The organism is Candidatus Propionivibrio aalborgensis, assembly GCF_900089945.1.
In the GTDB taxonomy this organism is placed as follows: domain Bacteria; phylum Pseudomonadota; class Gammaproteobacteria; order Burkholderiales; family Rhodocyclaceae; genus Propionivibrio; species Propionivibrio aalborgensis.
Genome location: NZ_FLQY01000036.1, coordinates 1 through 25,224 on the forward strand (window position 1 = coordinate 1; position 25,224 = coordinate 25,224).

19 protein-coding genes are annotated in these 25,224 nt (G+C 59.3%); 6 read left to right on the plus strand and 13 right to left on the minus strand.

All coding sequences use genetic code 11. From position 1 onward, the window contains the following. Positions 1–271 precede the first annotated feature (271 nt). Both PROAA_RS02590 and PROAA_RS02595 read left to right on the plus strand, forming a co-directional pair. The gene (locus PROAA_RS02590) at positions 272–1,579 is read left to right on the plus strand and encodes a DUF3300 domain-containing protein (protein WP_186409831.1); all 1,308 of its coding nucleotides are present in this window, start codon (positions 272–274) and stop codon (positions 1,577–1,579) included. Positions 1,580–1,612: 33 nt separating this feature from the next. Then, complete coding sequence (locus PROAA_RS02595) at positions 1,613–2,572, plus strand: DUF2950 domain-containing protein (RefSeq protein WP_186409832.1); 960 nt, start codon at positions 1,613–1,615, stop codon at positions 2,570–2,572. A 106-nt stretch (positions 2,573–2,678) separates the two neighbouring features. Here PROAA_RS02595 and PROAA_RS02600 read toward each other — a convergent pair whose 3' ends face one another. The 5 genes from PROAA_RS02600 to PROAA_RS02620 all read right to left on the minus strand — a co-directional run bounded on the left by PROAA_RS02600 (position 2,679) and on the right by PROAA_RS02620 (position 8,638). Beyond that, positions 2,679–3,194: an arsenate reductase ArsC gene (locus tag PROAA_RS02600; protein ID WP_186409833.1), complete on the minus strand. Its 516-nt coding sequence runs from the start codon at positions 3,192–3,194 to the stop codon at positions 2,679–2,681. Continuing rightward, on the minus strand, positions 3,191–3,562 hold the full coding sequence (locus PROAA_RS02605; RefSeq protein WP_186409834.1) for an ArsR/SmtB family transcription factor: 372 nt from the start codon (positions 3,560–3,562) through the stop codon (positions 3,191–3,193). Before PROAA_RS02605 ends, PROAA_RS02600 begins: the two co-directional genes overlap by 4 nt. Positions 3,563–3,873: 311 nt before the next feature. After that, entirely contained in the window at positions 3,874–4,683 is an 810-nt protein-coding gene (locus PROAA_RS02610) for a mechanosensitive ion channel family protein (RefSeq protein WP_186409835.1), read from the minus strand. A 207-nt stretch (positions 4,684–4,890) separates the two neighbouring features. Next, entirely contained in the window at positions 4,891–5,712 is an 822-nt protein-coding gene (locus tag PROAA_RS02615) for a transporter (RefSeq protein ID WP_222102060.1), read from the minus strand. A 442-nt stretch (positions 5,713–6,154) separates the two neighbouring features. Then, the gene (locus PROAA_RS02620; protein WP_222102061.1) at positions 6,155–8,638 is read right to left on the minus strand and encodes an arylsulfatase; all 2,484 of its coding nucleotides are present in this window, start codon (positions 8,636–8,638) and stop codon (positions 6,155–6,157) included. 515 nt (positions 8,639–9,153) lie between these two features. Here PROAA_RS02620 and PROAA_RS02625 point away from each other — a divergent pair. Beyond that, entirely contained in the window at positions 9,154–9,831 is a 678-nt protein-coding gene (locus tag PROAA_RS02625) for a tetratricopeptide repeat protein (RefSeq protein ID WP_186409837.1), read from the plus strand. Positions 9,832–10,187: 356 nt separating this feature from the next. Here PROAA_RS02625 and PROAA_RS02630 read toward each other — a convergent pair whose 3' ends face one another. The 6 genes from PROAA_RS02630 to PROAA_RS02655 all read right to left on the minus strand — a co-directional run bounded on the left by PROAA_RS02630 (position 10,188) and on the right by PROAA_RS02655 (position 17,862). Next, entirely contained in the window at positions 10,188–11,657 is a 1,470-nt protein-coding gene (locus PROAA_RS02630) for an arylsulfatase (RefSeq protein ID WP_186409838.1), read from the minus strand. Between the two features lie 58 nt (positions 11,658–11,715). After that, positions 11,716–12,693 carry an HAD family hydrolase gene (locus tag PROAA_RS02635; RefSeq protein WP_222102062.1) on the minus strand — a complete coding sequence of 326 codons (978 nt, stop codon included), beginning with the start codon at positions 12,691–12,693 and terminating at the stop codon, positions 11,716–11,718. 202 nt (positions 12,694–12,895) lie between these two features. Continuing rightward, positions 12,896–14,605, minus strand: a complete 1,710-nt coding sequence (locus tag PROAA_RS02640; RefSeq protein ID WP_186409840.1) for an arylsulfatase — start codon at positions 14,603–14,605, stop codon at positions 12,896–12,898. Between the two features lie 304 nt (positions 14,606–14,909). Further along, positions 14,910–15,530: a response regulator transcription factor gene (locus PROAA_RS02645; RefSeq protein ID WP_186409841.1), complete on the minus strand. Its 621-nt coding sequence runs from the start codon at positions 15,528–15,530 to the stop codon at positions 14,910–14,912. Beyond that, positions 15,527–17,377: a sensor histidine kinase gene (locus PROAA_RS02650; protein WP_186409842.1), complete on the minus strand. Its 1,851-nt coding sequence runs from the start codon at positions 17,375–17,377 to the stop codon at positions 15,527–15,529. The genes PROAA_RS02645 and PROAA_RS02650 overlap by 4 nt, the downstream gene beginning before the upstream one ends. Positions 17,378–17,595: 218 nt before the next feature. Then, entirely contained in the window at positions 17,596–17,862 is a 267-nt protein-coding gene (locus PROAA_RS02655; protein ID WP_186409843.1) for an ion channel, read from the minus strand. Between the two features lie 100 nt (positions 17,863–17,962). Between PROAA_RS02655 and PROAA_RS02660 the strand changes: the two genes are divergently transcribed. Next, entirely contained in the window at positions 17,963–18,295 is a 333-nt protein-coding gene (locus PROAA_RS02660) for a hypothetical protein (protein WP_186409844.1), read from the plus strand. 91 nt (positions 18,296–18,386) lie between these two features. On the opposite strand, the gene PROAA_RS02665 is transcribed toward PROAA_RS02660, so the two are convergent. Next, the gene (locus PROAA_RS02665; RefSeq protein WP_186409845.1) at positions 18,387–20,744 is read right to left on the minus strand and encodes a fatty acid cis/trans isomerase; all 2,358 of its coding nucleotides are present in this window, start codon (positions 20,742–20,744) and stop codon (positions 18,387–18,389) included. 16 nt (positions 20,745–20,760) lie between these two features. After that, entirely contained in the window at positions 20,761–23,193 is a 2,433-nt protein-coding gene (locus tag PROAA_RS02670; RefSeq protein WP_186409846.1) for a tetratricopeptide repeat protein, read from the minus strand. A gap of 340 nt (positions 23,194–23,533) precedes the next feature. Here PROAA_RS02670 and PROAA_RS02675 point away from each other — a divergent pair, with 340 nt between their 5' ends. Together PROAA_RS02675 and PROAA_RS02680 are read left to right on the plus strand one after the other, a co-directional pair. Continuing rightward, the gene (locus PROAA_RS02675) at positions 23,534–24,283 is read left to right on the plus strand and encodes an electron transfer flavoprotein subunit beta/FixA family protein (protein ID WP_186409847.1); all 750 of its coding nucleotides are present in this window, start codon (positions 23,534–23,536) and stop codon (positions 24,281–24,283) included. Between the two features lies 1 nt (position 24,284). Next, positions 24,285–25,217 carry an electron transfer flavoprotein subunit alpha/FixB family protein gene (locus tag PROAA_RS02680; protein WP_186409848.1) on the plus strand — a complete coding sequence of 311 codons (933 nt, stop codon included), beginning with the start codon at positions 24,285–24,287 and terminating at the stop codon, positions 25,215–25,217. Positions 25,218–25,224: the final 7 nt, after the last annotated feature.

A 25,224-nucleotide genomic window follows, 5' to 3' on the forward strand; every position in this document is an offset into this window, starting at 1 on the left:
GATGGGTTGTACTTCGATCATATTGGCTATCCGTTGCTTTTACCCGAGGTTCTGCCCGATCGTGTTGGCTGACCAAGGCAGCGATGAACCGGACAATCCAAAGAAGCGATAAGGTACTCCACCTACTGATTCGCCAGCCGCCATCTGCTAGAATTCTTGAACGATAGCGCATGGAATACTATTCGTAGCTGTTCGTAGCGCTCCGGCTCCCGCGAGCCATCCGTTGATTCCAATCGTTGTCAAATTCTGATTCAGTGATCGAGGGCACTCCATGAAGTCGACACCATCCAGAACCTGCATTCTTTTTACCGCGCTTGTGCTGACGCTGAACCCTGCTTTGGCACAGCAAGCACCTGCTACGAATGCCGCTACCGCCAATCCAGCCGCCAAGACGTTTTCGCAGCAGGACCTCGATCAACTGGTCGCCCCGATCGCGCTGTATCCTGATCCCCTGCTGGCGCAGATTTTCATGGCATCAACCTACCCGCTGGAAGTGGTCGAAGCGGCACGCTGGTCCAAGGCCAATCCCAAAGTCAGCGGACAGGCGCTTGAAACCGCAATGGAGTCGCAGCCCTGGGATCCGGCGGTCAAGTCCCTGACTTCGGTACCGCAGGTTCTGCAGCAGATGAATGAGAATCTCAGCTGGACGCAGAAACTGGGTGACGCCTTTCTGGCGCAGCAGGATGACTTGATGAATACCGTGCAGGCTCTGCGTGCCAAAGCGGCGGCTGCAGGAAACCTCAAGACAACTGAGCAACAGGTGGTCAAGACCGAAACGCAGGGAAGTCAGACAATCTATGTCGTCGAGTCGCCCAAGCCGGACGTGATCTACGTGCCGACCTACAATCCGTCGGTCGTGTACGGCACCTGGTGGTACCCGACCCCGCCGTACTACATGTATCCGCCCTCTTACGTTTATCCCCCCGGCCTGGCATTTGCCACCGGCGTTTTGGTCGGCGCAGCCATCTGGGGAAACTGCAATTGGGGCTGGGGCGGGCGCAACAACGTCAATGTCAACGTGAATCGCTATAACTCGTTCAACCGAACCAATATTTCCAACAACAACTGGAACCACAATGTCAATCATCGAGGCGGCGTGGCATACAAGGATCAAAACGTCGCCAGACAGTACAACCGCGGCGGGAACGCGCAGGCCACAAAGGCTAGAGAAGATTTTCGCGGACGCGCTGAAGCCGGGCGTTCCGACCTCAAGGGCATGGATCGCAACGAATTGAACAACCGCGTGCAGCAGGCCGACCGCGGTGCACAGGCGTCGACGCGCGACAGGGCGGGCAACGCTGGAACGAGGGAATCCGCTGCCGCTGGCAACTTCGATCGCTCGTCAGCCGGATTCGACCGCTCTGCAACTGCAGGAACTCGCGACCAGACGGCTGGCACCCGTGACCGTTCGGGCAGCGGCGGGTTTTCCGGAGTGGGCAATGGCGCCTCGACCAGAGAAGCAAGCCAGCGCGGCAGCAGCAGCAGGGCGGATTTCGCAAGCCGCAGCGGCGGTGGGAATTTTGGCGGAGGTGGTGGCAGCCGTGGTGGCGGTGGCCGTGGCGGCGGTGGCCGACGCTGATCAACCCTGCCAATCAAATCTACGGAGAATACGATGAACCTGAAGCACAAGATCAAGATACTTGCTGCGGCCCTGTTGATTGCGACGACTCCCACAATCAACGCGGCACCACCAGCCCCGGCGACGCAGCAGATCACCCAGAAGGCATTTGCGACGCCGGACGATGCCGCCAAGGCGCTTGCCGAAGCCGTCCGCGCCAAGGATGTCAATGCATTGCTGACCGTGGTCGGCCCGAGTTCACGCACGTGGCTCTTCAGTGGCGACGCAGTCACTGATCGGAATGACTGGAAGAAGTTTCTGGCAGATTTCGATCAAAAGCATTCGATTACCGAAAGCACCGACAACCACGCGTTCCTGCTTGTTGGCAACGATGGCTGGCCCTTCCCCGCACCTCTGGTCCACAAGAGTCAGGGCTGGGTCTTCGATGCCGAAGCCGGTCGCGAGGAAATCATCAACCGGCGCGTTGGCCGCAATGAGCTGAACACGATTCAGACCTTGCTGGCCATTGTCGATGCGCAACGCGAATACGCGACGGGTGACCCTGATGGCAATGGCTACAATGACTACGCTCAACGCTTTATCTCCAGTACGGGCAAGAAGGACGGCCTGTACTGGCCGGTTGAGGCTGGCGAATCCCCCAGCCCGCTAGGACCTCTGGTTGGCGAAGCAACGCTGAAAGGATACGGCAGGGGCAAGAAGGCTAGCACCGGCCAGCCGTCTCCCTATAACGGCTATTACTACCGCATTCTGACGAAACAGGGCAAGAATGCGGCCGGTGGCGGCTTCGACTACCGGGTGGGTGACACGATGATCGGCGGCTTTGCCATCGTGGCCTATCCCGCAAAATTCGGCACCTCGGGAATCATGACCTTCATGGTCAATCACGACGGTGTGGTCTTCGAAAAGGATCTCGGCGAAACCACTGCAGACGAAGCTCGCAAGATGAAGAGCTTCAATCTGGATGCGGGCTGGAAGATGGTCGAGATGCAGTAGATCCTCAGGCTTCCGGCAGGGAAGATCGCTGACGACTTGCGTCACCAGCGATTTGGAGCGCCCGCTTGCAGACGTTCAACGACTTGCAATTCGTCGGCCCTGCCAATCATTGACCCTGCTCACGCAACTTGCCGATTTTGTCGAGCTCCTTCTGAAGGGCAACACGCTCAAGCTTGGCCATCGGCAGGTTGGCGAACATGGAAATCCGGCGCTGCAACTGATTGTAGGCGAAGAAGAATGCTTTGCGTCTTTCCGAATCGCTGCCTTCAACGGCAGCAGGATCCTCAACACCCCAGTGTGCCGTCATGGGCTGCCCCGGCCAAACGGGACACACTTCACCAGCCGCGTTGTCGCAGACAGTGAAGACAAAATCAAGCTGCGGAGCACCGGGTACCGAAAACTCATCCCAACTCTTGCTGCGCAGGCCCTCCGTCGGGATTCGGTTGTTCTTCAGCAGTTCGATGGCAAACGGGTTTACGACACCTGCCGGATGACTTCCGGCGCTGTAGGCATGAAAGCGGCCTTTGCCAACCAACGGCAGATTGAGGATCGACTCCGCCAGAATGCTTCGGGCCGAGTTGCCGGTACAGAGAAATAGCACGTTGTAGATACGTTCACTCATGACTTACCTTTCGTGGATGAGGCCGGTTTTGATCTCCGGCGTTTGACCATGGTGCTGACTTCGATTGTTCTTGGCAGGCATGCCTGGCCATGACAACAGTTGGTGGTGAGGAAGGCGATCAACTCGTCCATCATGGAAAAATCCGTCGAATAGCGGATGAAACGGCTTTCGCGCTGGTTGTTGATCAGTCCTACTCGCGTGAGATGGGCCAAGTGGAAGGACAGTGTCGCGGGTACCATCCCAAGTTCTTCACCAATGGAACTGGCTACCATACCCTCCGGGCCGATCTCCACCAACAGGCGAAAGATGGCCAGACGGGATTCGTGACCGAGGGCAGCAAGAAGTTCGGCAGCGTTTAGAGTTTCCATTATTCGAATAATATCAAAATGTAGCTATGGAAACGTTAAAAGCGCGGCCGGTATCGGCGCGTTTAGATTTCGCGCAGAGAAAGTGTTCCGGACAGCCGAGTCGTAGACCGCTCGGCTGTCGCATGTGCTTGTCCGCATTGCGATGTCCGAACGGTCTTTCGGACTCGCTGATTTTCGCCAATCTCAATGAGCGAAGGTGGCCGGGAGTGCCAGACGAAAACCAAATCTCCTCGCTCTGTCCGGGTCAATTACTTTGCATCGTCGGTCAGCCCGAACGGCAATTGGCGGTCAGTAGATGGGAGAATCTGCCTTTACGAAACCTGCTTGAACTGGTGCAGCGCCGAAGGTGCAGGCCAGCCTGCCTCTTTGCAAACCCTGACTATCGCCTCGTTGGTATCGAAGTACACCTGCCAATAGTTGTCGGTGTGAGTGTAGGGGCGCACGGAAATCTGCGGACCTTCGAGCTTGATGTCGAGCAAATTGATTTCCGGCGGCATTTCACTGGACACATTGGGGATCATCGCTACGGCGGCTTTAAGTCGGTCGATGGCATCCAGGGGGTCAACACCGATGGCCAACTGCGCCACGCGCTCGACGCGGCGTACCGGAAGTACCGAAAAATTCTGGATCGTGTCGGCGAAGATCTTGCCGTTGCCAATGATGGTGTTCACGTTGTCCGGCGTTACGATGACGGTACCGAACAGTCCCAGCTCGTGCACCGTGCCGACGACGCCACCGATGCTGACGAAGTCGCCCACCTTGAAGGGCCGCAGCACCAACATGAAGGCGCCGGCGGCGAAGTTGCCAAGCAGCCCGCTCCACGCCGCTCCGATCGCCAGGCCGGCGCCTGCCAGCAGCGCTGCGAAGGAGGTCGTCTGAATGCCGAAGAAACCCATGATGCCGAGTACGAGGGCGACGTTCAGCGTGATGGCGATGATCGAGCCAAGGTATTTGGTCAAGGTCGGGTCGACTCGATTGCGGTTCATCGCCGCCTGCATGATCGTGATCACCCAACCGATTAGCCAGCGCCCGACGATCCAGAAGGCAATGGCGGCCAATATCTTGATCGCCAGTTCGGTGGCGGTGGTACTGAGGAAGGTCTGGATTGATTGCATGTCCATGGCAAATACTCCTTTCGGGTAGTAATTGAATTGCTTCTTGTGTGGTGGCCGCCCAGTGGCGACAGCCGTCGGAGAAAGCTATGGACTGGATTGGATTGAACGGAACCTACCAGCCCCTGGAATGCCGAGATATTGCCACACGGCCGGCAAGTGTCAATGGCATTGAAACGGCAGGACCGTTTCGATCAGCTCGACTGTAGCCCGACCCTATTTCGGAAACATGAATTGAACCTGGACCCGCAACTGCCAGTTTGCCGCGTCGTCCGGTTTGACGACGTTGTAGTACGCGGAAAGCTGCGTGTTTACCGGCAGCTTGCCGATGTGGAAGATTTTGCCGACGCCGCCGCCGAGTGGCACGGTCCAGCGTTCGCTGTTGTCGGCCTTCCAGTTGGCGGTGATGATCGGAGATGTGGTCAGGTACGTTCCGTCTGAATAATTGTAGTTCAGGAATGGCTGGATCAACCCGTTGTTGTAGCTTCCCCCCTGCTTGTTGCTGGACAGCGACCAGATGTTGTTGACCAGCGCACCGTAGACCCAGGGGTTTCCTTTTTCAAGCTTCAGCACGACAAAATTCGGGCCCAGACCCCAGTTGTCATTGCCCAGCCGATTGTTGCTGTTGGTCGGCATCTGGGCTATGGCACCCACCCCCCAGATCAGACCCTTCGGCTGGGCGGGGGAGAGAAATGCGGCGAACTGGATGTCGCCCAGCCCGGTCGTTGAATCCTGCCCGGGCGTAAACCCCGGCTGCGTAATCACCGGCATGATGGTGCGCGTGATGATGTTCCACTCGCTGTTTACGTTGATGGGAATCACCGGCTGGATGTTGAGTACGTTCTGCGTGCCGTCGCGCGGGCCGGTGTTGAAGTTGGTATTGTTCTGGAAAGGCACGCTGACCAGATTACCGACCGGGTTTTGGGAGATCTTGGCGAGTTCTTGGGCACTCATTTCGGCGTGCGCGGTGGGCGGCACGCCAATTGCGATGAGCATCGCCCCGGCAAGCATGGAAATGAAGCGTTTGCGGTTGTTCATCATGTCAATTCCTCAATCAAAGGCGGATTATGCCAAACATGCCAACACATTGCGATGATCAGGGCGGTCTGCTCTGAAGGCCATTGGAGTACAACGACCGTCCAATCCGGCAGTCCGGTCCTCGGCGTCAGGTGGAATTCATTTCGCACGCATTATGATTTTGGCCTATCTGCCAACAACACTCGAGAAGAGACCCGCTTAGGCCCTTTTTTATCAATTCAAATTCGACCGCGTAGGCCGGGAATTGAATCCTCTTGGGTGGGAGGCTTACTGCCGCTACCGGCAATCAAGAGATGTTCGTCGAAAATCGGTGCCTGTCGGTTTCGACATCGACGGTTAGTCGCGTGTGGTAACGCGGTCGTAGGAAATATTCGGACCGGTACTGAGGTGAGGTCGCGAGCCGCCTCGTGGGAGACGGCCCGCGTGTTTTCCGGGCAAAGCGTTAGTCCGTGGCTTTCTTGAGCGCTGCAGCTGCAGCCTTCTGTGCCTCCGCCGTCATCTGCGACGGGCCGAGCTTAAACGTCAGCTTATTAATAGTGCCGGTGAACTTGAATGGCAATTCGTAGCTGTCGTCCACTCCGGATCGCGTATCGAGCCCCACGTCGAAGGTCTCATCAATGGACATAAGGATCGGGATCGTGTGCTTGATCGTCTTCCTGGCCAGTTCCCTGCCGTCCACGGTAAGCACGCCGGTGCCGCCCTTGCCCGGGCCGGGGCCGTCATACTTGAAGTCGAACACGATCATGTGCTTGCCCGGCTTAAGCGCCTTGCCGAACAGGTCCGCGTCAACGATAGCACCCACGCCGCCTTCCCAGCGGAATCGTTCGAGATCAAGCAGGTTGTAGACGAAGACCGGTTTGCCCTCTTGCAGGAAAAGGCCGTAGCCACCGAAACGGCCGCCCAACGTTGCGATCATGCCTTCCGCGCCACCTTCAGGGACGGTGATCTCGGCGGTGATCGTGTAGTCCTTGTTCAGGATGCTGGGCGCGTTGCCGGTGGGAATGCCGGCTTTTTCACTCGTGTAGGTGAAAACGGTCTGGCCAGCTGTGGCACTCGGTCGTGGCGTTAGGAGACGCGGCAGTATCGAGTTGTCCAAGGGCAGAACCTGGTATTTCTTCGCCTCGGTCAGGAACATAGCCTGCATCTCCTTGAGCCTCGCCGGTTGTTTGGCCGCGAGATCGTTGTACTGCGAGTAGTCCTTCGCAATGTTGTAAAGCTCCCACTTGTACTCGTTGATGTGCGGCAGCGCATTGGCACCGAGAAGCCAGACGGCTTCCGGTGGTGTCGTGCAGGCATACCAGCCGTCGTGGTAGATGCCACGGTTGCCGAACATTTCGAAATACTGAGTGTCGCGTTTCGACGGCGCCTTCGCATTCGCGGAATCGAATGTGTACGTCATGCTTACGCCTTCGATGGGCTTCTGCTTGATGCCGTTGACTTCGTTGGGTGCCTTGATGCCCGTCGCCTCCAGAAGCGTCGGCACGATGTCAATCATGTGATGGAACTGCGTGCGGATGGCGCCCGCGTCCTTGATGTGGCCGGGCCACGAAATGACCATGCCCTGCCGGGTGCCGCCGAAGTGCGACGCGACCTGCTTGGTCCACTTGAATGGCGTATCGAATGCCCATGACCACGCCACCGACATATGCGGGTAGGTCTTGTCCTGACCCCAGCCCTCATAATGCAGCATCTGCTCAGCCTCGGGCAGAGTCAGAATGCCGTTATAGGCGGTCATCTGATTGAAGGTGCCCTCCAATGTGCCTTCAGCGCTGGTGCCGTTGTCGCCGCTGATGTAGATGATGATCGTGTTGTCCAGCTTGCCCATATCTTCAACGGTCTGGATGACACGGCCGATTTCATGATCAGTGTAGGCAGCATAGCCGGCGAAGTTCTCCGCCTCGCGGGCATATAGTTTCTTTTGAATCAGTGAAAGCGAGTCCCACCTCGGAAGCTTCGCGCCGCCATATTCGGCCTGACCGTCCGGCCACGGGGTGAGTTGGGTCTCGGGCGGAATCACACCGAGCCGCTTCTGGTTGGCGAAAATCTGCTCACGCAGCTTTTCCCATCCCATGTCGAACTTGCCTTTGAACTTCTCCCGCCATTCCAGCTTCGGCTGATGCGGTGAGTGCGTGCCGCCGGGCACGTAGTAGAGAAAGAATGGTTTCTCGGGTGCGACCGCGTTCAGGTCGCCCAGGTATTTGATCGCCTCGTCCGCCATATCGGTAATGAGGTTGTAGTCCTTCTTGCCGACGAACGGAAAAATCTGCGTGTGATCGCGGAACAGATAGGGCGTCCATTGATCCGTCTCGCCGCCCATGAATCCGTAGAAGTACTCGAAGCCCATCCCAGACGGCCATTGGTCGTAGGGGCCGGCCACGCTGTATTGATAAGTGGGCGTGTTGTGATTCTTGCCGAACCACGAAGTGGCGTAGCCATTGTCGCGCAGGATCGTGCCGATGCTGGCCTTGTCGGGTGTGATGACCGAATCGTAGCCCGGAAAGCCGGTGGACATTTCGCCGATGACGCCGTAGCCGACCGAGTGATGGTTGCGGCCCGTGATCAGAGCTGCCCGCGTCGGTGAGCACAGCGCGGTGGAGTGGAACTGCGTGTAACGCAATCCCGCCTTAGCAATGCGATCCATGGCTGGCGTCGGAATTACGCCACCAAAGGAGCCGGAAACGCCATAGCCCTGATCATCGGTCATGATGAGCAGGATGTTCGGCGCACCCTTGGGCGGCACTACGCGCGGCGGCCAGTAGGGTTTGGAATCTGTGGCCGATTCCTTGATAACGCCCTTGAATGGTAAGGTTGGTGGCGGGAGTTGGTTTCCGTTAATTACTTGCGTGGCGCTGGGCGAACCGGGCGTGCCGGAGATTTGTTGGGCCTGTACACTTGTCAGCGCCAGCGCGCTGAACAGCGCAACCATGAGGAAGCGTCTCGTTTTCATATTGTTCCTTCCGTTTTTGCCAAGGATTGGGATTCCAGCCGATAGAGTGAAGTATTCCTGTCGAACGGAAGCCGGTCAACCATAACTTCTTCGCACGAACATCCCCAAACCGGTGAAATCTTTGGTGTCACGTTGTAAAGTTCTCAACAACAGAAAAACGGAGAGGAACTACCCCCACAAAACCGCCTTTTTCGAACTGATCTTCGCCTTGGCTGCATCCCAAAGTCATGATCCGTCATCGACTGCCTGCGCTGCGTTGCTGCCTTTGGAACAAATAGTCTGACCGATTCTTGTGGATCCCGAAGCGCCCGACGAGTCTGCGAAAACCAGACACTGGACTGAATGGCGCCCATGTGGATAACATTGAGGGCAGTACCCGGCGAACCGTCGCGACCCCAAGTAATCACGCAGCGGGAATGGCCGGTATCCACCCGTGAAGAAATGAAGATTGAGCGAGAGTTCGACGAGCCAAGCAAACGATGAACCCACACAAAATGAAATCATTCAAATCCAAAATCCTTGTGCTCAGCGCATGCCTCCTTGCCACGATGGCATTTGCAGTCGAGACCCACGCTCAAGTTAAGAAAAATGCCAATTTCGATGCCGGGGTCGCAGCCTATCAAGCCAACGATCAGGCGCTGGCCTACAAGAGTTTTCTGGTAGCCGCCAAGGAGGGCCATGCCGATTCCCAGTTCAACGTGGCATTGATGTATGAGAAAGGCATCGGGGTTGGCAAAGATGAGAAGGAGGCAGTTGTTTGGTATGGCAAATCCGCTGCGCAAGGAAATTCGGCCGCGCAATACAACCTGGGAGTGCTCTACGAAAATGGTCGTGGCACGATGATTGATTTCGCAAGAGCCAATGAGTGGTATCGCAAGGCTTCGGTGCAGGGCGATGCGTTGGCCATCGGCAATCTGGGCATGCTGTATGTACGCGGCCAGGGTGTGAAGGAAAACAAGGTCGCGGGCGTGGCGCTGCTCCTGGTATCTGCTACCCAGGACCCTTCACCCGAAAATAATGCCAAACGAAATCTTGCAAGTACTCGTGGCCTGACGACGGAGATGGTCACTGAAGCCCAAGCACTCTCTGGAGAACTGAGCAGTGCCAAGAATCTGCTGGTGCCGCTCGATCAGTATTTGAAGAAGACCGAGAGTGGTGCGAAGAAGAAATAGCGACCTGATCGCTTACGGGAAGGCATGAGTATCGGGTCCGGCTCACTTGCATTCGAGTTCTGCCCACATCTGATGCGGCGACCAATTATGTCGCAACCGATCGAGCCCCTCAGTAGGGCGGTGTCCGGTCTAATTGGGCTAAAACTCTGGCGTTCTTTCGTCGGAAACTCCTGCCTCTCGGTCAAGACAGAAGCTTCAAAGCGACCGCTTCACACGACCAAACCCCGGTGAATCCACCGGCATAGCCGGGGATCACAAAGCACCTGAGACAAGGCACCGAATTTGAATACAGGCATGCCTTGCGCCGGTCCGGGTAGGGTCCGGCGCAAGGCATGCGAGACAGCGAGGCTGCCGAATCAGTCGTTCTTGCCAGGAACCTGAAGCGCCTCGAGGGCGGCATCGAGCGCGAAGATGTGTTCGACCCACCAGCGGTTCCAGTCCATGGCCTCCACGTCGCCGATCTCGAACGGATCGGTTCGGATATTGAATATCTTCGGCGCGCGCAACGTCGTGAAGGGCTGGCGCCAGACCGATGCACCGTGCGCCTTCTGTTCGGCGAAAACAATCTTCCACTGGTCGTAGCGCAGGCCGACAAGCTGGCCGTCGTCGTTGAAGTAGAAGAACTCGTGGCGCGGGCTCGGCGACTTACCGGCCAGCGCGTCGGTGATGTCGTAGCCGTCGATATGGACCTTGAAGGTCTTGTTGCCGACCTTCATGCCCTTCTTCAATTGTTCCTTCACGTCGGGCACCCCGGCGGCGGCCAGCAGCGTGGGAAGCATGTCCTCGTGCGCGAAGACGTCATTGAGCACGGTACCGGGCTTGATCACGCCGGGCCAGCGAATGGCCGTCGGCACGCGGTAGCCGCCTTCCCAGTTCGTGTTCTTCTCGCCGCGGAACGGTGATGTGCCGCCGTCCGGCCAGGTGAATTTCTCGGCGCCGTTGTCGGTCGAGTACATCACGATGGTGTTCTCTTCGAGTCCGAGTTCCTTCAGCGCATTCAGAAGCTCCCCGACGTGTGCGTCATGCTCGAGCATGCCGTCGGGGTAGATTCCCAGCCCGGACTTGCCGCGGGACGACTCCTTCAGCCGTGTCCAGATATGCATGCGGGTGGAATTCCACCAGAGGAAGAAGGGTTTGTCGGCCTTCTTCGCGTCGGCCATGAAGCGAATCGTCTCCTTGGTGACTTCGTCGTCGATGGTCTCCATGCGCTTCTTGTTGAGCGCGCCCGTGCTCTCGATGCGCTGTGTGCCGTCGGCGTTTGCCCAAGTGTGGATGACGCCGCGAGTTCCGAAACGCTTGCGCAGCTCGGGGCTCTTGAAATAGTCCTCGTGTTCTGGCTCGTCTTCGGCGTTCAGGTGGTAGAGCGAGCCTTTGAATTCCTGGAAGCCGTGCGCGGTGGGCAGGTGTTCGTCGAGGTCACCCAAGTGATTCTTGCCGAACTGCCCTGTCATGTAGCCCTGCGCCTTGAGTAGCTCGGCGATGGTCACGTCGCGAGCCTGCAACCCTTCCTTGGCGCCCGGCAGACCGACCTTCAAGAGGCCGGTGCGGAACGGCGACTGCCCGGTGATGAAAGCGGCCCGTCCGGCCGTGCAACTTTGCTGGCCGTACCAGTCGGTGAACAGCGCGCCTTCCTTGGCGATGCGGTCGATGTTCGGCGTCTTGTAGCCCATCATGCCCTGATTGTAGGCGCTGACGTTCCAGTAGCCGATGTCGTCGCCCCAGATGATCAGGACGTTGGGCTTCTTCTGCGCCGCTTGGGCCAGCGCGGGCCAACACAGGGCCGCGGCCAACATGATCGAGAGGACTTTCACTAAGGTTTTTTTCATTGGGCTTCTCCGCCTGCGAAGGCCTCACCGCAAGGCCATCTGTGGTTGTGCGATATGCCTACTCGAACGCGAAAACCTTCTTCCAGTCCTTTTTCATGCTGATGACTGTCCAGCCCTGCTTTTGCGCCTCGTCATAGAGAGCCTGCGTGAAGGCGCCGACCTTGGTCGCCGGCAGCCCTTGTGCCGGACCATAGGCGTATTCACGTTCGGCATCGTCGTGCATCACCAGCATCGATAAGCGCGCACCGTCGCCAGCCTTGGTGTATTCCAACATCTGCCGGTCGCCTGATGTGTTACCAACAGCCATGTGCGGACGTCGACCAATCATCAAATGAATGCCTTCGACCTTACCGGCGTTGTTGTCGTTGAGCAGCAGCTTCGTCTCCTTGGTCAGGAAGGGCTTGCCGTCCTTGGCATAGCCGTATTTGGTGCCGCCGGCGGTGCCGACCACCTGCTCTGGCGGGATGCCATAGACCTGCTCGGAGTACTGGCGCACGAAGTCCTGGCCACCGCCGGTGACGATCCAGGTCTTGTAACCGTTCGCACGCAGATATTTCAGCACTTCCTGCATCGGCAGGTAGGTAAGCTCGGTATACGGCTTCTTCCAGCGCGAGTCCTTCGCCACCGCGAGCCATTTCTTGACTTCGGCGTTGAATGAGTCGACGGGCATGCCGGTCAGCGTCGCGGCGGCGAGCTTCTCGAGGTCGGGCAGCGTCAGCTTGGCGATGGCTGCATGATCACCTTTGAGTATCTCCAGCACGGTCGAAAATGGGGCGACTTTGGCCAGCTCGGGCTTGGCTTTGACCAGTGCCGGGACGCTTTCCAGGATGTACATCACCTGCGAGTACATCGGGTGCTCGACCCACAGTGTGCCGTCCTGGTCGAAGGTGGCGATACGTTCGGCAGGCGGCACGTATTTCGGGCCGTCCTGCGTGGTGGTGTCTTTCACAAAGGTAACGATCGCCTGTTTGGTGGCGCCGTCATTCCATGACGGCAGCGGGTCGGTCTGCGCCTGCGCGCCGGATGCAAGCAGCACGCCCAGCGCCAAAACACGCAAGGATCTGGAAAAAACGCAGAGTCTTAGCATGGTTATTCTCCTGTTAAACGGAATACAGAGTGATCGAGCAGCATTTCAAAAACGCGGCTCGGCCGCATTAATCACCCAAGACACGGGCGACCCTTTCAGGCCGCCCGCTCTATTACTTCACACTACTCAATCTGAGCTCCAGGGTGCTCTGCTATTCGCCCGCGTGGCTGGTCGTCTTGGACTCCTGCATTTCCTCGATGATCTGATCGAGGTTGTAGCTCGATGGTGCCTGAAGCGCCGGGAACTTCTTGTAGGTCATCAGCTCCTTCATCCACAACATCTGCCCGATGGGTAGCAGGTTCCAGTCATAGATGTAGGCCGTGCTCGGCGCCGCCAGCGCGCCGCCCATGCCCAAGAGAGACAACTGATCTGCGCCAACGGCTGCCTCGAACGGATCGCGCTTGATGTTGGCCACCTGCGTCCAGTGATAGGACTGGACCCCCAGCAGGCCGCCTGTGGCGTTAGAGGCCGCCATCGCGTAGTAGAACTTCCAGTTCTTGTAGCGCACCGCGGAGGGATGTGTTCCGCTGTAGTAGAAGAGGGTGTCGCGCGCGGACTCCCCCTGACCTTCGAGGTAGGCGCGCTGGTCGACTCCATCGAGCGTCGTCTTGACAATGCCCGGATACGTGCCAGCTTCGATCTTCTTCTTCAGGCCATCACCCTTAGGCCCACCGGCGATGTTGACCAAGGTGGGCAACCAATCCAGCATCGAGAAGATCTGATCCTTGACGATGCCCGGCTTGATGTGCCCAGGCCAGCGCGCCATCATGGGGACTCGCATACCGCCTTCCCAGGTCGTCAGCTTGCCACCCCGGAACGGCGTGACGCCGCCATCCGGGAAGGTGATGACCTCGGCCCCGTTGTCTGTGGTGAAGACCACGAGCGTGTTGTCGAGCTCGCCCATGGCCTCCAGCTTCTTGAGCACCTCGCCAACGTTGTCGTCCAACTGCTTCATGCCGACTTCGTTGATGCCCCAGTCCTTGCCGCCCTTTACGCCCAACATGGCCTCGTACTTGGGCGAGAGCATCGTCGTGATGTGCATGCGCGCCGGGTTGTACCAGACGAAGAAGGGCTTGCCGGTCTTCTTGGGATCATTGCGGTCGAGGTAGTCGACGACCTTGGCCGAGATTTCCTCGTCCACGGTCTTCGAGCGCTCCAGCGTCAACGGACCTTCATCCTTGCAGCTCTGATTCTTCTCCGTGCCATCCGAAGACTTGCATGCGATGACGGGCCGCGGTGGGGTCATGCACAGCGTGGTTCGCGGATCAACGGCGCCAGGCGGGTCGGAGAGTCCCGGGACCGGCGTGTTCTTGCACGGCGGAACCACGGCCTGATCCGTCGGCGACTTGTTGATGTCGGGGAAGCTCACGCCCTGCATCGCGTCGAGGTGATACAGGTAACCCCAGAATTCCTGGAAACCATGGGCGGTCGGAAGCGAGTTCGTCTTGTCGCCGAGGTGGTTCTTGCCGAACTCTCCGGTGTTGTACCCGAGATCGTGCAGAAACTTGGCAACACTCGGAGTGCCGGGCAACAGCGAGGTGGTGGAGCCCGGTAGCTGCGGCATGATCATGCCCGCGCGCAACGGATTCATGCCGGTCATGAACGACGTGCGCCCGGCGGTGCAGCTCTGCTGCGCGTAGGCAGTCATGAACAGCGCACCCTCCTGCGCAATGCGGTCGATGTTGGGCGTTTCCCCGACCATGAGCCCACGGTGGTAGGCTCCCACGTTCATAATGCCAATGTCGTCGCCCATGATGAACAGGATGTTGGGCTGCTTAGGGGCGGCCTGGACCAGGCTCGGCATCGCCACTGACAACAGGGTTGCCGCGGCGAGCACAATGGATAGGAATGGCTTCTTCATGCAAGTGCTCCTTAATTATTAATTGACTTCAGGTGCGGTAAACAGAAAGACGGATATAAATTGCAGCGTTTGAAATACAGTTACAAGAAGGTTCCAGCAACACTCTGGCGGCCGCCAAGGCAAACAAGAACTTATCCCGCTTCGGCGTGCGCTCCCCGTTCGTTACCGCAAATCAACGAAGCAATACGTCAAATTCAAGGCCTGTGTTGCGAACTGTTCCCACCAGCGTATTGTTTATATACGCCAAGCAGGTGGATTGATATAGCACTTTGGGGCAAGAAAAGCGTTGCGGCGCTTTGCTGCCCTAGGGAGAAGAAGATGCGAGCCGCTCGGTGAGGCGCACCAGTTCTGCGAGCGAGCCTGCTTGCATCTTTTCCATCACCCGTGCGCGGTGAATCTTGACGGTACGCTCGGCGGCGCCGATTTCCAAGGCAATCTGCTTGTTGAGGCGCCCAGCGACCACCAGGGCGAGAACTTCGTGCTCCCTCGCCGTCAGGCTCGTGTAGCGCTGCTGCAAGACGAGCAGTTCTTCATGCGCGGCATGGTTCGTGTTGTCGCGGGCCAGCGCATTGGCGACTGCCGCCAGCAGTGTTGCACGCTCGACCGGTTTGGTCAGAAAATCCACCGCACCCGCCTTCATCGCACGCACGCTGGAGGCAATGTCGCCATGGCCCGTGAGGAAGAGGATGGGCATGCTGGACTGAAGGTGCGCCAAGGCTTGTTGCATCTCTATGCCATCCATCTCGGGCATGCGCAGGTCAAGCACGATGCAGCCCGGACCCCCCAGCACCCCGGCACCCATGAACTCGCCGGCGGAGCTCCAGGCGCAAACCCTGTGGCCCGCCGCCTGCAGCAGGCGTGTGAGCGCGGTGCGCACCGAGGCGTCGTCGTCCACCACATGCACGATGGGCACTACGCTGCTCATGGCACCAACTCCGCGGATTTCCCAGGTGGCTTCCTGTTGCCATTGGCGAGCAGGGTGAAGCAAAACGTCGCCCCCTTGCCGGGGTTGTTTTCGGCGCGAATCTTGCCGCCGTGAGCCTCGACGATAGAGCGGGCGATGGACAGCCCTAGCCCCATACCGTCCTGCTTGCTGGTAGTGAAGGACTCAAAGATGTGGGGCAAGCGCGCTGGCGAAATGCCGTGCCCGGTATCCGACACCGCCATCTCGACGCCGTCTTTTCCATTCGCAGCCGTCCGCACGGTGACCCGCCGCAGCGACTGCGGGATGTCGTCCATCGCATCCATGGCGTTGAGTATCAGATTCAGTAGTGCTTGCTGCAACTGCACCCTATCGCCATGCACCGGGGGCAGTTCGCCAAATTCCATATCCATCGCCACCCCGCGCCGCCTTGCCTCGACCGCCAGCAGGTTCAGGACGCCCGCCGCCAGCGTATTGAGATCGAGTGACTCCATCTCCGGCGCGTGTTTGCTCAGCAGGCTGCGCAACTGGCGGATCACCTCGCCCGCTCGCAGGTCGTCGCTGCGGATATCGGCCAGAATGTGACGTACCTCGTCAATCGGTGGTGACTCGGCGGCCAGCATCAGTTCGGCGGCCTCAGCGTTGCTGAGAATCGCCGACAGCGGTTGATTGATCTCGTGGGCGATGGCTGCCGTCAGCTGGCCCGCAGTCGACAAGCGTGCCGCGTGCGCCAGTTCCGAAAACTGCTGGCGCGCGGCGAACTCGGCGTTGCGTCGCAAGCGGCGCTGCACCAGCAGGACGGCAATAGCCGCACCCTGCAGCACGATCGCCAGCAGCACGAAAATGATCTCCCGCCGATACTGTGCCCACAAGCCGGGCTGACTGAACTCGATGGAACAGCCGGCGGGCAAGCGCGATTCAGGCAGGCCGAATCGATTCAGTTCGCGACCGTCCACCCGACATTCCGATGGCAGCGGCGGCAGCACCGGAATCGCAGCTGCCGATTCGCCGCCGAGCACGCGCAGGGCGAGTTCGGCAGCGCGACGCCCGTCGGTCTCCAAGCTTTGCAGCTTGCCACCGGTGATACCGTAACCCATATAGGTGTCGATCATGCCGTATACCGGCGCTTTCGAGGCATGGGCAATTCTCGCCAATGCCTCGCGCGGCGTGTAGATGCGCCCCGCCGTATCGCGCGAGATGACGGTGTACAAAACGATGGTGTCCGGCGGCAGCCGGCTGACTGCCTCGGTCATCTGCTCGAACGTATGATGGTCGAGCCAAGTCGCTTGCAGCCGTCCCTGGAAACGGCGCAGCGCCTGCCGCGCACCGTCAAGAAAAGCCCGGTCAGTCTCCCCCACCCCACCCAAGATCACCACCTGCCGGACGTCCGGCTGCAGGCGCATCGCCAGATCCAGGGTTCCCACCGGGTCAACCGTGGCAGTGACGCCGGTGATGCCCGCCGCAAATGTGCGTCCCCGCACCCAGTTTGCCGGCATGGCGCAGAACACCACCGGTGTTCCCGGCCACAGCTCGGGGCGATGGCGTTCGGCGAAATCAAGCGCAGCTGCTTGAACCGCTATCACGACGTCCATCTGACGCCCTTGGTATTTCCGTTTCAGAAGGCTGACGAAATCCGCCTCGTATTCCGACAGCGCCATCCGGTTCGCGTCCAGCGCCTCAGTATAGAACTCCATGCGGCGCCGCGTACTGGCCGTCAGCGTGCTGAGGATCGCTTCCGTCTCCACCACGCTGGCAGGAAGCGTGTAATCCGAGCCGAGCAGGATGAGCACGCGCAGGGGCGGGGCTTCCTCTGCGGCAGCCGCGAAAGGGAGGAAGATCCAGGCGAGCAAGCAAACGACCCGGAGGCGAAGTAACAGCAAGGCATACTTTCGGTTTGAGAGCCCGTGAATTCTACCAATATACCGTCAGACTTCTGCAACCTCTGGACAGGACAGCAATCCACGTGTGAGTTGCCAAGACTGGTTAAGCAGGAGCCTGGCCAGATTCTGGTTTGTTGAGCGCGTCGCGAAATTGTTTAGAGCGAAATCAACGCAGCTTCAGCAACTGCTTAATAGTGCTCCCAGACCGCCTGTAGAACCACGAACAGGAATGCCGTCGAACAGCCAAACATCAGCACCCCGGTAATCGCGATCAGTGTGCCGAGATGTCTCCAGGGATACTTCAGCAGGATGTCGCCGTAGCCCAGCGCGGTGATCGATGCAGCGGTGAAGCTACCGAGCAGGAGGATTTTACCGGTATGTTTTGGTCCCAGATGCTCCAGCATCCATGCCTTGAAACGGAGCATCTCAGCGATCACATGAAAATAAAGCAGCACGAGCGCACCCTGTCAGATTTGACGGCAGAAACGCAGGTTGAGCGCCTTCCGGAAGCGCACTGAAATTCGTATACTGTGTTTTTCACAAGAGGAGAAGATCATGATGACGAAAAGCTCGTTACTTGCACTATCCGGTTTGGGCCTTGTGCTGGCAGGTTGCGCCAGTGACCAGCAACTGCTTGCCAACGACCAGACCAACGCGGTACAGGCCGCCGTACGTCGTGGTCAATTCGAGATGTCCTGCCCCGGCGCGACCGGAACGATGCTTTCCAATACCCTGCTTCAGCCCGTGCTCTGGAATGGTATCGAACGTGCCGAATATACGGTTGGCGTTCAGGGGTGCGGACAGAAATCCACTTACATCGTTGTTTGCCAGGTTGGATCAGCCAGTTGCCTTGCCGTGTCCGGAAGAAACCAGGCATTCACACAATAGGTTTTTTCTTGGGTTACGTGGTGAATAGAGATATCACCTAAGCCGTCACGCTGGCAGCTGCCGGAAGCTTCCGAAAATGTAACTCTGGGCCTTAGCGGTTTTCAAGCCGGCTGTAATCGAACAGTCCGGCTTCGAGTGGCGCCCACCGTGCGTAGGCTTCGATCAACGCGTCGCTCGCCGTCCAGAATTCCGGATTGGTACGCCGGATCACGAAACGGTCGGCCAGTGCCCGGTAATCGGCCTCGGATGCGAGCTTCTTGATGGCGCCGGCAAGTGCCGGCAATTCCGCTGGCGTCGCGTGGTAGATGGCGTTCGGATACGCCCCGATAAAGCCGGGTACGACGGTCAGCGTGTTCTCGTCGGGCAGCAATTCGGATCGCTCCAGCAACAGGTGCGACACATTGGCGTGGCCGACATTTTTCAGCAGACTGAAGTACTGGGGCGCGCGCGGCGGATCGTCGACCCGCAACACCGTGGCCGGGGGCAGCCACGACAGGCTTGCACCCCGCAGCGATGTCAGGTGCTGCAACTCCTTGCGCGACGCCGCATTCGGCACGCTGGCCAGCTTGAAACGCGAGCCGAGAACCGATGCCAGCCGGCTACCCAGAAAACCGTAGAGTTCGTGCTGCGGATCCTTGCTGCGGTAGGCGATGCCCGTTTCCTCGTCCAGCGGATTCTTGCTGCCGTCAATGTAGGACTTTTCGTCGCCGCTCGCCCCCCGATACCAGTAGTCGCGCGTCGATTTGCGGACGCCTTTGGGCAACAGCGTCAGAAAGTTGCTCTCGCCTTCCATGCGCATGAAGTCCATGTACAGACGGCTGTCGAGCTGGTGCCCGATGTTGCCGTAGGGGTCATAGCCGGCGACCAGCAGGTAGTAGATCCGTTCGAACAGCGGGTAGCCGATCACCCAGGATGTCTTCGGTGCATCGCCGACCAGTCCCTTGACCACCGATGCGCTGTTGAAGTGCCTGAAAATCGTCAGCGCGGCATTCGGATTTTGCCCATCACCGTCCCAGATCAGCGACAGGTCGATTTTGCGCTCGCCGCTGAAACGCTGATTGAGAATCACGCTCTTGGCGGCCAGCACCTTCTTTTCGAGCCTGGAGAGTTCGTGCCATGCGGTGAGAATGGGCGCATCGCTACCGTAGGCGGCGGGCAAGCGCAGATTGCTGGCTTGGCGGGCCAATATCTCCGCGTTCTCCGCACTGAAATCGGAGTCCGGATTGACGAAGAAAACCCAGAAGCGGGACTCGATAACGTCGAGCGCCATCTGGCCGCGACAAACCGGGCCCTTGATGAAGTTCATGACGAAGAACTCGGCCTCATCGAGCAAGAAGCGGTAGCGTGAATCAGGCGGGATCGCGGCAAAAGTGATGAAGGGGTTCGAGGCCTGTTCGATTGCGTAGGACGGTAGCGCTTCGACGCGGTAAGCCGGTTTGAGGAACCAGCCGCGATACTTGTTCATGCGTGCCGGCGATAACAGATACGGCATGTGCGTCTTGGCGACGATGGTTTCGTGATCGAGTACGAGGCGGTAATAAACCCGTGCAACGCCCGGGTCATCGTAGGGACGACGTGTCGCGATAGGCCGCGCCGGCGCATCTGACGCATGCGGCGCATCGGCCGATCGGATGATGCGGAACGAGCGCCGCTGTGGGTCATTCTCGAAGATCAGGTGACCGAGAAACAAGTGCTCATACAGGTAGCGACTCATCAGCCGTTCCTTGAGCGAGTCGCCGTTGAGAAACCGCTCCCAGCCGCGCACCTGTTGTACGACAGCGGGCGGCAATGCCGGCGGCGAATCCTCCGGCGAACCGGCGGCAAGCCAGCGCGTCACGATATCGAGCTCGGCCTGACTCAGCCCCGGCAAGCCGTAGGGCATCCCGCCCAAGGGATGATCTCGTTCGTAGGCGTCGTATTGGTCCAGGCGCGGACACGACTGCGAGCGGTCGAGCGAGAAGTCGAAGGCGGACGAAAGCACCTTTTCGTCGGGCAGCGGGTGCGTTTTCTTGAGTGCCAGGCTACGGAACAGAACGCTCGCCGCCAGATTGTTGTCGGGAGACGGTGTGCGTTCGTTCAGTACCGGATAGAAACTCTTTTGTCGCCATTGCGACGCACGCTGCGCGTCAACGAAGAGTCGCGTCGGCGGAGCCTCGCTGAGACGCGTGGCATCGTAAACAAGCGCCTTGGTCGCACCACGTGCAATGCCTTCCCAGGAACCCAGTTTCAGCTGGCACGGAGCATCGTAGCAGGCATGGCAAACGACGCAGCGCTTTTCGAGCACGGGCCGCACGTCGTCGCGGTAGGAGATGTTGCCTGGACTGACGGCGATTGCCTGGTCGAATCGGGTCGGGTCTTCCGGACCATAGCGTTGGTTGAGTGCGTCGAGGGCGATGGTGGCACACCCTGTGACAAACACGACGATGAGGGCAAGGGCAAGACGGCGCATTGCAAGGTAGTTCCGGTCAGCGTACTTCCAGTTCCGCAATCAGCCGTTTGACGCCGTCGTTGTCCGGCAGCAGCTCGGCGAGTTGCCTAGCGTAGCGCAGGGTGTTTTCCTTGTCACCTGCTTCACGGTTTATCGAGATCAGCGCGCCGAGAATATCAATGTCTGCGGGGAAGCGCTTGTTGGCGCTGCGCAGGATTGCCAGGGCTTCATCACGCTTTCCGGCAGAGTGCACGGCAATGGCCTGAACATAGACATAACGTGAATTCGTCGGTGCCAGCCTGGCGGCTTCGACAAACTCCTTCAGCGCCGCAGCACTTTCCTTCTTGCGCGTCAGCAACAAACCCAGCGCATGATGCAGGTCGGCATCGTGCGGAAGCTTGGCCAGGCCCCGACGCAATACTTTCTCGCCTTCTGCGTCACGCCCCTGTTGGCGGAAGGCATCTGCCAAATTGGCATAGCCGCCAGTGAGGCCTGGATCACGCGCGATGGCGCGCTCGAAGGCGGCAATCGCCTCGTCGGTACGCCCCTGACGCAGGCGCAGGTTGCCCAGATTGACGCTTCCCGAGGGCCAGTCGGCCTCCAACGCCAGCGCGTCCTCATACTCCTTCAAGGCACTTGCGCGCGCCGCTCGCCTGCTCTCGGGAATCCGGTTGTCCGGTAAGTCGGCAAGGATTCGGGCAGCTTCGACACGTACCCCGCGGACGGGGTCGGAAAGCGCGGGCGCAACGATCAGTACCCGGTTCATCGGATCAGCCGGCTCGATCATGCCCAGTGCGGCGATGCGCACCTGTGGATCGGCGTCCTTGAGCAGCGTGCGCGCGCCCTGCAAGGTGCCCGCGCTGGCGTAGGGGCGGGCCAGTGTTAATGCGGTGGCCCGAACGATCCCCGGTTGCGCGGTATTGTTTGCCAGCTCAAGCAGCTTGGGCAGCGCTTTTAAGCCCTGCGTTTCGGCCGCGTTCAGCGTGGTGCCGAAGTGGGGACGATCACGCCAGGCTTTGCCATACCACGTGTCCATGGCGCTGGCAGCCCATTGCGGTCCTTTATCCGTATGGCACTGGGTGCAGGCATTCGGACTGCCCAGCAAGGTCGACAGATCAGGGCGCGGCACGCGCATGCTGTGGTCTGGCCGCGCATGGATCACCATGTAGTCCTGCGTCGGCATGTGGCAGGTGACGCATTGCGCGCCCTTGCCTTCGGCAATGTGCTGGTGGTGTTTCGGCACGTCGAACTCGGCGGCATTGTGGCAACGCGTACACAGCGCATTGCCTTCGGCGCGAAGTTTCAGTGAATGCGGTTCGTGGCAATCCATGCAGGTCACACCGAACTGATGCATTTTGCTCTGCAGGAACGAGGACCACACGTAGTCCTCCTGAAGTTGCTGTCCATCGATGTGGTACATCGGTGGCATGGGCAGTGCCAGCCGGTGAGTGTCTTCCAGCGGCGCGCCGGCTTTTTTGTCTTCGCTCAGGGTCGAGCGGCGTGCGTGACATGCAGCGCAGGTGTTCATCGCCGCCGGATCGGCGAAATGGTCACGCACAGCATATTTGGCATCGGGGCTTGCGAATTTCCATGCCTCGTTCCAGCGTGATTTGAATACCGGCAAACCTATGTCGGCGTCCGTCGGGTACGGCGCCTTGGCGCCTTCGGCCCAGCTCACGTGCCTGGAACCCTGTCCATGGCACGATTCACAGGCGACGTTGATTTCGCTGTAGGTGGTTTTGTAGCTGTCGCTGGCCGGATCGTATCCTTTGCGCAGATCGGTCGAATGGCACTCGGCGCACTGCAGCGCCCAGTTATGGTAGATCCCGGTCCAGTGCAGCGGGTCTTTTGAATCAGGCTTCTGTTTTGGGTAGAGGTGGAACCAGCGCTGGCCACCCAAATTCTTGGGCCGCGAATCCCACGCGATGGGTAGTACCTGATAACGACCGCCGGGGAAGGGAATCAGATACTGCTGCAGCGGATAAACGCCAAAAGTATGGCTGATTTCGTAGTCGGTCAGCTTGCCATCCGGCCCGTCGGTGCGCACGATGAACTTGTTGTCACGTTTGAAAAACGATGATTCGACGCCGTAGTGCTTGAATTTGGCGTCGGCAAAATTGCCGAGCACGGTCGATTCGGTGACGATCTGCATGGCAAGATCGTGATGCGAACCTGACCAGGCCTTGAATTCGGGCTCGTGGCACGATTTGCAAACCGATGCACTGACGTAAGTCGCTGGACTGACCGGAGTTGCGGCCTCCGCTGCGGCAAGGGGCGAAAGTGTTGCCGGTGCCGGGGCTGAAGACGGTGGAGCCAGCGGTGCCGTCTTTTGCGACGTGGCGAAGACCACAATGCTGACCAAAACTACAAGGACCGCCAAACCAGCCGCGATGTACCGATTACGTGATGGCCTGGGACCAACCGGGTCGGTGATTGGGACCGCTCTTCTGGCTTTGATTTTCTTGGTCATTCTGGATTCGTTGCTCGAAGCTGGTGAATCTCACCCATGCACAGCCCGACGGCCACGTAAGTGCCTTCGCCACAGAGTGCGCAATATACCTTACACGTCGGATTGTGCGCCAGCGCGCTTCGACGTCACGCGCGACGTAAGGGTTGTTTCCAGCCTAATCGCGCCGTAGCCCTTACGGCCAGCTCAATGCTGAGGTAGTATTTCAAGTTGTCGTTCGACAGGCTTGCACAGCGACCCTCCCGTATGCTTCCCCGTACTCCCTAGTATGGTCAGGGTACGGTTGAGCGCAGGGGATGTCAAATGGGGTGTTCATGGATTTGCCAGACAAAGGAGAGCAGCATTGAAGATACTTGTTCCAGTCAAGCGGGTGGTGGATTACAACGTCAAGGTACGGGTCAAGGCGGATGGCACGGGCGTTGATATAGCCAACGCCAAGATGTCGATCAATCCGTTCGACGAAATTGCCATTGAAGAAGCCGTTCGCCTGAAAGAAGCCGGTATTGCCAATGAAGTGGTGGCCGTTTCGGCCGGGGTGGCCGGTTGCCAGGAAACCCTGCGCACGGCGATGGCCATCGGCGCCGACCGCGCCATCCTGATCCAGAGCGACGCCGAACTGCAGCCCCTGGCCGTCGCCAAGCTGCTCAAGGCCATCTGCGAGAAAGAACAACCGCAGATCGTCCTGTGCGGCAAGCAGGCCATTGACGATGACGCCAACCAGACCGGCCAGATGCTCGCAGCGCTGATGAACTGGCCGCAAGCCACCTTCGCCTCGAAGGTTGTTGTGGCCGACGGCAAAGCAACGGTGACCCGTGAAATCGACGGCGGGCTGGAAACCATCGAGATCGCGTTGCCGGCCGTAGTGACCACCGACCTGCGGCTCAACGAACCGCGTTACGCGACCCTGCCCAACATCATGAAGGCCAAGAAGAAGCCGCTCGAAACCGTCACCCCGGAAGCACTCGGTGTGGAGGTCGCGCCGCGCCTCAAGACACTGAAAATGAGCGAACCCGCCAAGCGCACGGCCGGGGTCATCGTCGCCGATGTGGCCGAACTGGTCGCCAAACTCAAGAATGAAGCAAAGGTAATCTGACATGGCCATTCTCGTTATAGCTGAACACGACAACACCTCGATCAAACCGGCCACGGCCAACACCGTGACGGCTGCCGCCAAGATCGGCGGCGACATTCACCTGCTCGTGGCGGGCAGCGGCTGCTCGGCAGCGGCGGACAGCGCCGCCAAGATCGCCGGCGTCGCCAAAGTCCTGCGGGTCGATGCCGCACACTACGCCGATCAGTCCCCGGAAAACCTGGCGACGCTGATCGTCGCCCAGGCCTCGTCTTACAGTCATATTCTTGCCCCGGCCACCACCGCCGGTAAAAACATGCTGCCGCGCGTCGCGGCACTGCTCGACGTGGCCCAGATTTCGGACATCGTCGCGGTCGAGTCGCCCGACACCTTCGTCCGTCCGATCTATGCCGGCAATGTGCTGGCGACGGTACAGTCGTCGGATGCGGTGAAGGTCATTTCGGTGCGCATGACGGCGTTCGATGCGGCCGCCGAAGGCGGTGCGGCAACGGTCGAGGATCTTGCCGCCGGTGCCGATCAGGGCCAGAGCAAGGCCGTTTCACGCGAGCTGACCCAATCCGCACGGCCGGATCTGGCGATCGCCAAGATCGTGGTTTCCGGTGGGCGCGGCATGGGCAACGGCGAGAACTATCACAAGCTGCTCGAACCGCTGGCCGACAAGCTGGGCGCGGCGCTGGGTGCGTCGCGTGCGGCGGTCGATGCCGGCTATGTGCCGAACGACTTTCAGGTCGGGCAGACCGGCAAGATCGTTGCGCCGCAACTGTATATCGCCATCGGTATTTCCGGTGCCATCCAGCATCTGGCCGGGATGAAGGACAGCCGCGTGATCGTGGCCATCAACAAGGATCCGGATGCGCCGATCTTCCAGGTCGCCGATTACGGCCTCGTCGGCGATCTGTTCGAGCTGGCTCCCGCATTGACCAACGCGCTGGGGTGAGCAGGGG